At 39.2% G+C, this 12,709-nt stretch carries 13 protein-coding genes and 1 pseudogene; 7 read left to right on the forward strand and 7 right to left on the reverse strand.

Translation table 11 applies throughout. The annotated features are described in order from the left end of the window. Window positions 1–62 precede the first annotated feature (62 nt). Entirely contained in the window at window positions 63–887 is an 825-nt protein-coding gene (locus PGLA_RS15755; protein WP_068534361.1) for a Cof-type HAD-IIB family hydrolase, read from the reverse strand. 210 nt (window positions 888–1,097) lie between these two features. Beyond that, entirely contained in the window at window positions 1,098–1,778 is a 681-nt protein-coding gene (locus tag PGLA_RS15760) for a class I SAM-dependent methyltransferase (RefSeq protein ID WP_068534363.1), read from the reverse strand. A 231-nt stretch (window positions 1,779–2,009) separates the two neighbouring features. On the opposite strand from PGLA_RS15760, the gene PGLA_RS29795 reads away from it, so the two are divergent. After that, entirely contained in the window at window positions 2,010–2,216 is a 207-nt protein-coding gene (locus PGLA_RS29795) for a LacI family DNA-binding transcriptional regulator (protein ID WP_425415397.1), read from the forward strand. A gap of 292 nt (window positions 2,217–2,508) precedes the next feature. Here the strand turns inward: PGLA_RS29795 and PGLA_RS29100 are convergent. Then, a pseudogene (locus PGLA_RS29100) lies at window positions 2,509–2,619 on the reverse strand (cupin domain-containing protein); the annotation flags it as partial. Between the two features lie 115 nt (window positions 2,620–2,734). Beyond that, window positions 2,735–3,391, reverse strand: coding sequence for an HD domain-containing protein (locus PGLA_RS15765; RefSeq protein WP_068534366.1), 657 nt, complete (start codon window positions 3,389–3,391; stop codon window positions 2,735–2,737). 397 nt (window positions 3,392–3,788) lie between these two features. On the opposite strand from PGLA_RS15765, the gene PGLA_RS15770 reads away from it, so the two are divergent. Together PGLA_RS15770 and PGLA_RS15775 are read left to right on the forward strand one after the other, a co-directional pair. Continuing rightward, window positions 3,789–4,643, forward strand: coding sequence for a YihY/virulence factor BrkB family protein (locus PGLA_RS15770; protein WP_084411158.1), 855 nt, complete (start codon window positions 3,789–3,791; stop codon window positions 4,641–4,643). Window positions 4,644–4,746: 103 nt separating this feature from the next. Beyond that, window positions 4,747–5,211, forward strand: a complete 465-nt coding sequence (locus tag PGLA_RS15775; protein ID WP_068534368.1) for a DUF2062 domain-containing protein — start codon at window positions 4,747–4,749, stop codon at window positions 5,209–5,211. Between the two features lie 189 nt (window positions 5,212–5,400). On the opposite strand, the gene PGLA_RS15780 is transcribed toward PGLA_RS15775, so the two are convergent. Further along, complete coding sequence (locus PGLA_RS15780) at window positions 5,401–5,733, reverse strand: antibiotic biosynthesis monooxygenase (protein ID WP_068534370.1); 333 nt, start codon at window positions 5,731–5,733, stop codon at window positions 5,401–5,403. A gap of 183 nt (window positions 5,734–5,916) precedes the next feature. On the opposite strand from PGLA_RS15780, the gene PGLA_RS15785 reads away from it, so the two are divergent. Then, window positions 5,917–6,582 (forward strand): S-layer homology domain-containing protein, encoded by a 666-nt coding sequence (locus PGLA_RS15785; RefSeq protein WP_068534372.1) that lies wholly within the window; start codon window positions 5,917–5,919, stop codon window positions 6,580–6,582. A gap of 112 nt (window positions 6,583–6,694) precedes the next feature. Here the strand turns inward: PGLA_RS15785 and PGLA_RS15790 are convergent, their stop codons facing one another. Further along, a complete protein-coding gene (locus PGLA_RS15790) occupies window positions 6,695–7,933 on the reverse strand; it encodes an aminopeptidase (RefSeq protein WP_068534374.1) in 1,239 nt (412 codons plus the stop codon). 36 nt (window positions 7,934–7,969) lie between these two features. Beyond that, on the reverse strand, window positions 7,970–8,740 hold the full coding sequence (locus PGLA_RS15795) for an exodeoxyribonuclease III (RefSeq protein ID WP_068534376.1): 771 nt from the start codon (window positions 8,738–8,740) through the stop codon (window positions 7,970–7,972). Between the two features lie 215 nt (window positions 8,741–8,955). On the opposite strand from PGLA_RS15795, the gene PGLA_RS15800 reads away from it, so the two are divergent. The 3 genes from PGLA_RS15800 to PGLA_RS15810 are packed head-to-tail and all read left to right on the forward strand — an operon-like array spanning window position 8,956 to window position 12,679. Beyond that, window positions 8,956–10,050 (forward strand): endospore germination permease, encoded by a 1,095-nt coding sequence (locus PGLA_RS15800; RefSeq protein WP_068534378.1) that lies wholly within the window; start codon window positions 8,956–8,958, stop codon window positions 10,048–10,050. After that, the gene (locus PGLA_RS15805) at window positions 10,047–11,531 is read left to right on the forward strand and encodes a spore germination protein (protein WP_245699989.1); all 1,485 of its coding nucleotides are present in this window, start codon (window positions 10,047–10,049) and stop codon (window positions 11,529–11,531) included. Before PGLA_RS15800 ends, PGLA_RS15805 begins: the two co-directional genes overlap by 4 nt. After that, window positions 11,528–12,679 (forward strand): Ger(x)C family spore germination protein, encoded by a 1,152-nt coding sequence (locus PGLA_RS15810; RefSeq protein WP_068534379.1) that lies wholly within the window; start codon window positions 11,528–11,530, stop codon window positions 12,677–12,679. The genes PGLA_RS15805 and PGLA_RS15810 overlap by 4 nt, the downstream gene beginning before the upstream one ends. The last annotated feature ends 30 nt before the right edge of the window (window positions 12,680–12,709 follow it).

Raw genomic sequence — 12,709 nt, forward strand, 5'->3', positions numbered from 1 at the left:
AAGAGGAACTTCGCTTAAGCAAGCTCCCCTTTTGTCTTATGTTAGCTAACAGAAGAACGAATTTATTTCGTGTGTACAATTTCTTTCAGAATAAACGCTTCAACGACCTTCGCCACGCCATCTTCCATATTCGTATCTGTTACGTAGTTCGCGATTTCTTTAATATCATCGGGTGCATTTCCCATAGCCACACCAAGTCCAGCAAATTTAATCATCGCAAGGTCATTGTAACTATCTCCTATAGCGATAACCTCTGCTTGCTGAATGTCTAATTTCTGAATGAGATGATGTAAGCTTGTTCCTTTGTCTACACCCGCTTCTGTAAACTCTAAGAAAAATGGTTTCGAACGTACGACATTCAATTTCCCCTCGAGTTGTAGCTGCATTTTCTTTTCCAAGTGAACTAATCCCTCTGGGGCCCCTACCATTAATACCTTTACAACTGGCTCTTGGATTGCCTTTACGAAATCTACTTCTTCTATAATTGGCATTCCCGTAATTTGAGCTTCAATATCGGTATATTCATTATTCGCTGGGGTTACGATATCATCCCCAACATAGGTGTGAATCCCCACTTCTTCTTCTTTACTAATATGATATAGCTCATGTACAGTTTCTGCTGTTAGCGTGCTACTGAATATGAGTTCGTTGGTTGTACAGTTTCTAATTTGAGCTCCGTTAAAAGATAGAATAAAACTTCCGTATTTCTCAAGCTCTAATTCCTTAGCAATATGCGTCATAGCAAATGTCGGACGACCTGAAGCGAGAACTACTTTAACTCCAGCCTCTTGTGCATCCATCAATGCTTTCTTCGTGCGTGGTGATATTGTATGATCATCGCAGAGTAGCGTATCGTCCAAATCAAGTACGATCATTTTATAGTTCATTATTCTTTCGTCCCTTCGTATACATCTAGTATGAGTGCAAAGTGCTACATATTAGGAACCCTCTTCAAATGTCCCTAATATCAATCTTTCTACTCTTTCCGGAAACTCTTATTTAAAGGTCATCGTGTTTAAATACCTTGATGCTCAGCACTGTCCTTATAATATCATTAATTGGCTTCTTAAGTCTTAGAATTGGGAAGATTAGGTGCATTAATATTTCTGTGCAAAGAAAATTGCAAACTCATTATATTTGTATACGGATTCTGCCTCTACAAACCCCGCCTCACGCAACCACTTGAGCTGATTCTCAACAGTGGCATTATGATCTAACTTTCTTCGTTCGATAGCGGAAGCAACAACTTCATTAGACAGTCCACTCTGACGAATCGTATGCTCCCATTGCCCTTTATAACGATTATCGAAATAAGCAGATGTGCCGGCTGCCTGATCAGCATTAACGAAGATACCTCCATCGGTTACAATATTATGTACGGTGTGAAATAGCGCTCTTTTATCTTGATGAGATAAATGATGGATGGCTAGTGATGAAATGACAGCATCATACTGTTTTCCCTCGAAAAGATAGGTCGCCAAATTTCCTGAAATATACTGAACGCTAGAATCCTCACCAAACCTGATACGAGCCCCTTGTAACATCTCTTCACTTAGATCAAATAGTGTCAGTTGTGCTTCAGGGTACTTCTTCCGAACATAAGAGGAGAACAGCCCTGTTCCAGCACCTAAATCCAATATTCGTGGAGATATCTTATCTACATTAACCCAAGCCGTAGCCGTGCTATAGAAATCATCAAAACAAGGAATTAATTGACGACGTTGAAGGTCATAACTCTGTGCTACAGCATCAAATTGTTCTTTTAATAAGTCGCTCATCCTACATACCACCTTTCTTTTTTCGAAAAAAGATTCACCTCGTATTTTCATTTTATATTACAGTTGATATTGATAAATTGGAAATATATAGATATTATCTTCTTTATAGGCTACACCTATAATAATTCTATGAATTATATAGCTTCTTTCTATTGATTCTCTCACGACTGAAATGCTAACTTGAAGATATTACAAATGACTAGGGTGATCCTTATATTGAAAAAGACAACAATGAAAGATATTGCTAGTAGGGCCAACGTTTCTGTTGCTACTGTTAGTTATGTACTGAACAATGTTGATAATCAGACGATTCCGGAAACAACACGTTCGCAAATTTTGCGTTTAGCAGCAGAGCTTCATTACATTCCCAGTCTTACAGCTCGATCACTCCAATCAACCTCATCATTGGATTCATGTTTTCATTTTGTACTTTGTTAATTAACATCCTCCTTTAAGCTGGAAGTCTCAGAAGAACTCCAAGGAAGCGTATTTGGCGTATTAGGTTCAATTATGCTGATATTTTCAGTTCAAATGCAGTCATGTTCTCGATAGGTGGTTTGCTTCTTTTATTCGAATATTTGCAATTGCAAGATTAACAGCAATCAGGAAATATAACTAAACTCAGACTACTATTGTTAAAATTCATTTTTTAACATGCACAAAAAGGCTGCACCCACCGCAGCCTTTTTCTTTAGAGCTTCACGACTCAATACTTACTTTTCACCCTAAATCATTCATTGCTCTCGTAAGAGTATCCAGGGAATCGAACAACAGGCCACTTTTCTTTCCGTAAAGAATTCATGACCTCAGATCCAACGTTCAGATTATCACGTACTAACTGAATTTCACACTCCTATCGTACCGATTGGTTATCAAAGACATACCAACTGGAATATATGAAGGTCGATATAGGGTTATGTCTTTCGATAATTCAGTATAACTCCTTTCAATGCCGTTTACTTCTTACCCTCCCATTCAGCGTAGAATCGATCTAAATAATCTTGCATGAATTGATGGCGTCCCATCGCTAATGTTTTACCATAGTTCGTATTCATGAGATCTTTGAGTTTCAGAAGTTTCTCGTAGAAATGATTGATAGCGGTATCCTCACCATTTCGATATTCTTCTTCAGACATGTCCATACGCGGATCTATAGAAGGATCATGGAACTTTCGCCCCTTCGCGCCGGAAAATGCAAAGACTCTCGCAATCCCCATAGCCCCGATCGCATCTAGACGATCGGCGTCTTGAACGACCTTACCTTCAAGTGTTGCCATTGGAGGTTTGCCTCCACCCTTGTAAGACATCGTCGATATAATCTGCATAACATGCTCGCTAGCATCCCTAGGAACCTCATTTTGTTCCAACCAAGAGTTCACTCTAGCTAAACCCACTTCTTCACTAATGTTTAACTTCGGATCAGCGATATCATGGAGTAGCGCAGCAAGCTCACACACAAATAGATCTGCACCCTCTTCTATTGCAATCGTCTTCGCTGACTGCGTAACACGATAAATATGATACCAGTCATGTCCACTGCTCTCGTTCTCTAGTTCATTTCGAACAAATTCCGTTGCTTTTTGTATAATCAATGTTTGCAATATAGTCTCCATATTAAGCTCCTTTAGGATAGATAGATAAATAACCGACAACCCTCATTATGAGGATTACCGGATACTACTATTTCGTATTTTTCGGATCGAGAGCATCACGAAGGTCGTCACCCACAAAGTTAATGGACAATACGCTCAATATAATCATGACACCTAGCGGTCTCAAGCCCCATTTCAACCTACTTTTCGCTAACAATAAACAAAGATATTAATATATCATAAAATACCTACATTAACCATTCCACCCTTATCCCCACCCCCATAAAAGGTTTCCTTATGGCACGAACTCACTTTTCAAGAAGTTACTCTTTTCATAAAAATACTGATTAATTTCACTGCTTCAGTGAACAATGGTATTATAGAGGTTGCAAAGATTAATTTCCAAGTGAGGGCTATAATGGAGAAATCAAGAGTGGCATGGTTAATTGATTTAACCAAACAACTATTTAAAAAAATAAAAGCTGACGATGTTCAAGCCATCAGTGCTCAATTAACCTATTATCTACTACTTTCCTTCTTCCCATTTCTAATCTTTGTTATGACACTGGTTGGTTATGCCAATATTTCTATGGAAGATAATCTTGATTTCATAAGAGAAATCATCCCAGTACAAGCTGTAACCATTATTGAAGAAATTATAAAAGAAGTATCTGAGGGAAGAAGTCAGGCGTTACTTTCTTTCGGGATGTTAGCCACATTATGGGCAACATCTAGGTGTATCAATGCCATTATCAAAGGTCTGAATAAGGCTTATGATATTGAAGAAGATCGAAAGCGATGGAAGCTAAGAATCTTTTCCCTTCTAGCAACTTTTATCATTGGAATTGTCGTGCTACTAAGCATATTGTTACTTGTATTCGGTGGTTGGGTTGGAGATCAACTATCCGTTTTATTTCAATTCTCTGATGGACTTCACCAATTGTGGAACTTCCTTCAATATGTCATTCCATTACTTGTCATGATTGTTGTTTTTACACTGCTTTATTTGCTTGGTCCAAATCGGAGAATTTCATTTAAAGAAGCGCTTCCTGGAGCGATATTTACAACCATCGGTTGGATCCTAACATCGATTATATTCTCAGTTTATGTTAACCAATTTGGAAATTTCACCAAAACCTATGGTAGTCTAGGTGGTGTGATGATCATCCTAATCTGGTTGTATATTAGTTCTATTATTATTCTGGTCGGTGGAGAAATTAATGCTGCCCTAGCTTACCGAAAAAAAAGATCTTATTTGAAGTTCATGAAATAGACAATCACCCCTTAAAAGTTTTCTGTAGAGTACAACTCGGAGCTATTTTTTATGCTACTATGATGTAATAACTGTAGACTTCACAAGTAAAGGAAGTTATGACATGAAATTAAGAATCTTCAGGAAATTAAAGTATGATAGTTTGCGATTATTGCGCATCAAGAAGTCAGACCACTTAATTTCTATTGGTTTTATTGCAGGATTTTTTCATTGTTGGTTTCCTACCTTTGGAATCGGAATTTTACTCTCCATAGGTCTTGCTCGCTTACTACGTGGTAACATTGTTGCTGCTGTTATTTCAGGTTCACTAGGAACACTAATGTGGCCGGGTCTGTTTTTTTTGAATTATAAAATAGGTCTCGTGCTCATAAGCTTGTTTTACTTCACTTCCATTCAAGGTACACCAGAAATCGCTATGACCGGTATTAGTTTTGGCCATTTGGGTATGAATTTCTTAGTAGGTTCCATTGTAAATAGTATTGTATTTTCTATTATAGGGTATTTCCTTCTTCGTTTTGTATTAATGAAATATCGCCTTCCATTACTCAAGAGGCTTAAGCGTACTTGATTCTAATATTAATTTTGAAATAAGCAAAGAAGGCATCCTTCACATATAGATTGAACTATATTTGCGCTCACACGTTCAATGATATCAAACAAGATCATGAATGTGGAGGTTCGTCTTTAGTTCATTCTATCTAGCAAAATCAATTTGCTAATGAAAGATGCCTCCTTTTAATTTGAAGCATCATCTATTCTATTGATTACTAAACGCTTTACCTTTTTTGATCGTTTTCGTCACATACATATTAACCGTAGAGCTAATAACATACTCGGGTGGAGTCTGCCCTTTCTTCTCCCGATGCCCCTGAATATGAACATCGCTCTTCTCCCAATTCTTCCATGCCTCTTCTGACTCCCATCGAATGATTACAACAACTTCCTCATTCTCTTTACTTCGTTTGTTCAGCAGTACACTAATATCTATGAGTCCTTCCATACCTTCTACAGGGCTTTCTTGACTGAAACGTTCAACAACTTGTTCTGCGTTACCTTTTTCTACGACTATCGTTCTTGTTTGAATAAGCACTTGTAATCCTCCTAGAGTATATTATTTCCAATCCTTTGTGTAATTAAGATATCTCCATTGTATTTGATAATGATTATCATAGTCAATTATTAAGTGAACAAGGTGCAGGATGCAACATTCTTAACAGCGCCTTCGTCAAATAAGGTAATAAATGCCACACAAATCACTTAGGGGGAACACAATATGAAAATACAGAAGACATTGACGACGCTAACGATTGCATCTATCCTTTCTCTTTCACTTGGAGGACTGATGTATGCAGCTGACAACACGTTCACAGATTTAGGATCGATTCCTGGAACAGACAAAATCATCGCCCTTCATGAGCAAGGTTTCATTAAAGGAGTCACTGAAACCGAATTTCGTCCAGAGGCCATATTGACGAATGCTCAAGCTATACAGTTCATCACGAAAGGACTTCAACTCAATCTTAGAACGATGAAATTCATCAAAGCGCCGCTGGCAAGCGACAACTTCACACATGTGAAGAATGATGCTTGGTTCGCTGAAGCATTCATTAATGCCTTCTATAATAACATTGATATTCCCATGGATATCGAACCATCCAAATCGATGACAAAGGAACAGTTCACGTATCATCTTGTTAAGGGTGTTGAAAAAGTAGGTAATTTACCTATGATTAATCTTGTACCTGTAACCATTACGGATGAGGAAGAGATTACAGCTATGTATCAAGGTGCTATTCAGCGCTCACTTAAGTGGAACATCAATACACTTACAACTGGTGCGAAATTCAATCCTAAAAGCGAAATCACTAGGTCAGAAGCAGCTGTTATGATATTCAATGCCCTAGAATACTTGAAATCTCAAACAGTAAAGATACAATAAATCACTATACATTCTTATAATCCACGCTGATCAGATTCAACGAACTTCTAATCAAAGAAACCACCGTCTCTCTGCTTTACAAAGAGCTCGGTGGTTATTTGAATTTATGACATTAAGCCCAATTTCCGTTGCGGAATACAGCTTCGACCGTTCCATCCGTAAGTTCACCGTCAATCTCAAGTTTGTCTGAGCCAATCATGAAATCGACATGCGTTAAGCTAACATTGCCACCTTTGGATAAAAGTTCATCTTTGCTAAGATTTGTGCCACCTTCGATATTCACCGGATATGCACTGCCAAGTGCAAAGTGACACGATGCATTCTCATCAATACCTGTATTATAAAAAATCCGGTTCAATCTTGAAATGGGAGAATCATGAGGTACTAGTGCCATTTCACCAAGATAAGATGCCCCTTCATCAGTATCCAGTAGTGATGTTAAATGTTCGCGGCCCAATTTCGCATCATACTCGACGACTTTACCTTCTTTAAATGTCAAAGTCATTCCTTCAACCAACCGCCCATTTAAATTCAATGGAAGTGTACTGGTTACCTTGCCATTCACTCCTGTGCGTAGCGGCATCGTATATATTTCCTCTGTTGGCATATTCGCTACAAAATACACACCATCTTGATTCTCGTCTCCGCCGCCAAGCCACAGATGTCCTTCTGGCATTTCAACATGTAGATCAGTACCAGGCGCGCGGTAATGCAAGCTCTTATAACGCTTGGCATTCATTCGCTCTTGGGTTACCTTTAATTGCTTAATGTGTTCACGCCACGCTTCTACGGGGTCTTGTGTGCCGCCCGCTTCAACACGGTTCATCAGGAATACCGCTTTCCACATCGCTTGCACACGATCTTCTTCCGGAAGGTCAGCAAAGACTTTATTAGCCCATGCGCGTGTCGGAGCCTTAATTAATGACCAACTGAATTTATTCGTGCGTACATAAGTAGAATATTTCTCACGCGCTACAGCAGCGGCTTTGACAGCTCTCGATACCTTGTAGGAATCAATCCCATTGAATAATTCCGGATTAGGAACCTTTATATGTAGAATGGCTCCACCGCCTTCAGCGAGTTGCTCCATCATATTAGCTTGCCACTTCGGATAATAATTGAATGAATCGTCATTCGCCTTCTCATACCGAATACGCGTGACCCCTTCATCCTCCCACTCTACCTGTACATATTTGGCTCCAGCCTCATACGCTTTAGACACAATTAGACGTGTCAGATCAACGGTTTCGAGTGGCGATTGAACGACTAGAACTTGTCCAGGTTGGATATTCACCCCGACCTTCACGACTAGTTCAGCGTATTTATCCAACATAATATCGAACTCTTTCATAATCCTTTTCCCCCATATCAAGATAGTGACTTCGTTTTATAATCCGTTGTTTATGTCTTCTAGAACCAGAGTAATCGGGCAATGATCGCTTCCGATTACTTCGTGATCAATTCCTGCATCAATCAGGACAGTATTCAATCTGGATGAGACAAGGAAATAATCAATTCTCCATCCGATGTTCCGCTCTCTCACCTTGGCCATATAAGACCACCAGCTATAGGCTTCTTCACGCTCAGGGTAGAAATGTCTGAACGTATCAATAAACCCAGCATCCAATAAAGTAGTCATTTTCCCCCGTTCTTCAGGCGTGAACCCAGAGTTGTTACGGTTAGATTTCGGATTCTTCAGATCAATTTCTTGATGAGCAACATTCAGATCACCACAAATGATGACAGGCTTATGTGCGTCCAGTTGTTGAAGATAGTTACGGAACCGATCTTCCCATTCCAATCTATAATCTAACCGCGCTAAATCACGCTTTGCATTAGGTGTATATACATTCACAAGGTAGAAAGTATCAAATTCCAACGTGATGATGCGACCTTCAGCCTCTTCGTCCTCTTCCATCCCATATCGTACAGAACGTGGCTTTATTCTTGTGAAAATTGCAGTGCCCGAATAACCCTTTTTGATTGCATAATTCCAATACTGAGTATACTCCTCACCCAGATCAAGAATAATTTGTCCTGTCTGCAATTTCGTCTCCTGAACGCACACTATATCTGCTCCAGATGCTTCGAAATAATCATTAAACCCTTTCGTTACACACGCTCTTAACCCATTTACATTCCATGATACCAACTTCATTGTCGTCTATTCTCCTTGCCGATTCATTTCTATTCCCAGTGTATCACAAATCCATTCTTTCAGATGAGGAGGATCCAGCTCTATCAGAAGAGATAGGAGCAGATTCGATCCCACTTGTTTATCGTTATCTTTCTTGTTGATTACATAGAAATTGGATTTCGAGGGAATCCTAGAGGGACAGAAAGATAAAGCGATAAGAATGAGGTGATCCATGGATGAGCATTTCAATAGGAAAAATCAGTATTGTACAGACCATTATGATTCTGATGTTAAGTAACGGACTGATGACACACGTCATCATCAATCCTATGCTCCTCGATGCTTCAGGTAGAGATTCTTGGATTTCCGTCGTGGTGTCCTTTTTTATTTTCATACCTTGGTTCGTCTTACTCGTAATGTTCATGAGAAAGTCAGGACAACAGAAGCTGCTCCCGTGGCTTATTTCACGAACTAATCCAATCATCGCTTGGATACTCATCATTCCGATCTGTATACAACTTTATTTAATTGGTGGAACAACCGTATTTCATACAACAACATGGACTTTTACCAACTTTCTACCCTCTACGCCAAAGCTGGTATTAGTAGTGGTCTTAGTTCTTGTGTGCTTTTACTGTGCTAAGGCAGGTATTACATCCATTGCTATAGGTTCTGGGATACTCCTTCCCTTTGTCGTTCTCCTTGGTATTTTTGTGAGTATAACGAATACGCCTCAGAAAGATTACGCACGATTGACGCCCATGTTAGAACATGGATGGGGACCTGTATTCAACGGCTTAGTGTATATTGGGGGAGGTGTTACGGAGTTACTTATTATTGTAGTCCTACAACACCATTTGAAATCCAAGATACGTATGTGGCAACTCCTTTTAATTGGAGCTATCTTAACTTTTATTTCATTAGGACCGATTATTGGAGCCATCACTGAATTCGGTCCAGTAGAGGCATCCAAACAGTATCAATCCCCATATGAACAATGGCGTCTTCTGAGACTCGGAGAGTATATTGAACATGTCGACTTTTTATCTGTGTTTCAATGGTTAGCAGGGGCAACGATTCGAATAAGTCTTGTACAGTATCTACTTGCGGATTTACTACCCTTTAAGAATCAAGTCACGAGGACTCGATTTCTTCTTCTCATTGCGACAAGTTATATTCTGTTGTCTTTGTTACCTATTAGTCAAAATGATTTCTATCTTTGGGCGTACGAACTATATGTTCCTGCGACCTTATGTATAAGCGTATTACTCTCTTTATTTTTACTGTATATTTCGATATTCACTAAACCGACAAAGGAGGGTTCCACTTGAACAATCATTCGGTCGAAGAAACAGAAGTACACTGGACTCCTCAAACACTGAAAGACATGTTCAAGCAATCAGACGATATACACATTTTCGTTCATCAATACGATGAGTCTCCATCTTCAACGGTCGTCCTAATATATAGTGATGGAACGATAGACACTAGCCTAATCAGCCGTACCGTACTGCCTGAACTTCACGCATTGTATCGGGAGAATGAAGAATTCGTTCTTCATAAAGGGTTAATGTTTGGATCTTTACAACTTGAACCTCTTCAGAACAAGGCTTCTGAAGAGACCCTCTATGAGGTCATATTTGAGGGTTCTCTTGTGATTTTTTTTCCACAACTCAATACATTCTTAACCCTGAACATCAGTCAGATTCCCGGTAGAATGCCCGAAGAATCAAGCACGGAAATTTCTATTAAAGGTCCTAAGGATGGTTTTGTAGAGAGTATTGTTGTTAATGTTGCGCTCATTCGAAAACGAGTTCGTAGTAAGTCACTTTGTTATGAGAAACTCATTCTAGGTAAAAGAACCAAAACTAAGGTAGGTTTACTCTATTTTCAAGATATCATTTCGCCTAAGATTCTGACGGAAATTAAGCGAAGATTAGATAAGATTGATGTGGATGGTATCTCGGGTGTCGGTCATCTAGAGGAGATCCTATCCGATTCAAAGTACTCTCTTTTTCCATTACTTGATTTCACGGGTCGTCCGGACTTCGCGGTTAATTGTTTACTGAATGGAAGATTTGTCATCATTATTGATGGGAGTCCGATGGTACTGATTGGACCAGGAACATTCACTTTACTTTTGAAATCACCCGAGGATCTACATTTTAATTTTTATTATATCTCATTTGTTCGACTCATTCGTGCGTTAAGTTTCTTGTTATCTATAATACTTCCAGGATTATGGGTAGCATTAACTGCATATCACCCGGATCAGATTCCCTTCTATTTAATGGCGACTATTTCTAGTACAAGGTTTGGACTTCCATTCTCATCATCCGTGGAAATGTTCTTACTAATTATTCTCCTTGAGATCTTTCGTGAAGCTGGGGTCCGATTACCAAGTTCAATTGGACAGACCTTAACTGTCATTGGTGGGCTAATCATAGGAGATGCTTCTATTCGTGCAGGTCTTGTATCTCCCTCCGTCGTCGTTGTTGGAGCTGTTACCGCTGTATGTGGGGTGACATTGGTTAATCAGACCATGAGTTCAGTTCTTAGTCTTGTGAGACTTGGATTATTTATAATGTCTTCTGTTCTGGGGATGTATGGTCTGATATTGGGAGTGATACTTCTCGTTATTTATATGTCAAGGTTGCAAACATTTGGAATCCCTTATTTATCCCCCCTTTCACCTCCAATTTTTAAAGATATACCCAGAACTATATTACGTTTTCCTTGGGTTAAAATGATCAACAGACCACAAAATTTAAATACTAAAGACTCTGATCATCAAGGGGAAGATCCAACATGATACCACTAAGAAGGCTCTTCGGCATTGTTATTTCCCTGGCACTATTATCAGGTTGCTGGGATGCTAAAGAGATTCAGAACATAGCTTATGTCACTGCACTGGGTTTTGACTATGTTGACGGAAAGTATAAAGCTTATGCACAGGTTCTCAATTTCTCCAATATAGCGAAGAACGAGGCGACGGAAATAGGGAAACTTGTGCCTGCGTGGATTGGACAAGGGGAAGGTAAGACGGTTACTGAATCCATGAGTTCGCTCTATTCCACCTCGCAACAAAGGGTGTTATGGGGCCACGTCAGAACCATTATCTATAGCGAAAATTTGTTGAAGCAAGCTAAAATCCAAAATATCTATTCTGCAGTCAATCGCTATCGAGAAATAAGGTATAACATTCTAATGTATGGTACGAAAGAGCCTATAACTAAAATATTTGCACAGAAATCCTTGCTAAATTTCTCTCCGATCGAGTCCATTTTGAGCACACCGGAACAAGTTTACTCCCAGTTATCTCTTATTAAACCCGTCTATGGGTATAAAGTTATTGCGGATTCAAACGAAGGTGGTGGGTCTTGTATGCTGCCATCCCTTGCAATTGACAATAAAACGTGGCTAGAAGATGAGCAGAAGAAGCCGATGCTCAAAATGAATGGGGCATATATGTTAAATAATCACAAATTAGCAGGATGGATGTCAGTTGAAGATCTGAAGGGTTCTCGCTGGCTGGACCGAGATCTAGAACGAACACTCACAAATGTTCCAGATAGAGGTGATCCCGTAGCAACTGTGGTATTAATCAATCCCCACAATGCCATAACTCCGATAATTGTAGACGGAAAAGTACACTATGACGTTAAAATTACTGTACAAGCATATCTGGATGAATTGATTGAATCTATATCTGAGCCCAATTTAGAAAAGGAAACAGCTAAAGTTCTCGTCTCACAAATCCGAAATACATTTAATAAAGGTCTGACTATTAAAAGTGACGTGTTGAATTTGGAGGACTCCCTTTATCGATCCAATCCTCACAAATGGCATAAATTACATCAAGAGAAAGAAGATGCATTCCTGTTAACAAAAGATTCTCTGCATGATGTCGAAGTTAAAGTCCATTTCATCCATGGTGGTAAATATAAATCGAAGATGTAACAGTCACACTCACTCTAACTTGGGTGAATG

The sequence above is a fragment of the Paenibacillus glacialis genome (assembly GCF_001637205.1).
GTDB classification, from domain to species: domain Bacteria; phylum Bacillota; class Bacilli; order Paenibacillales; family Paenibacillaceae; genus Paenibacillus_AQ; species Paenibacillus_AQ glacialis.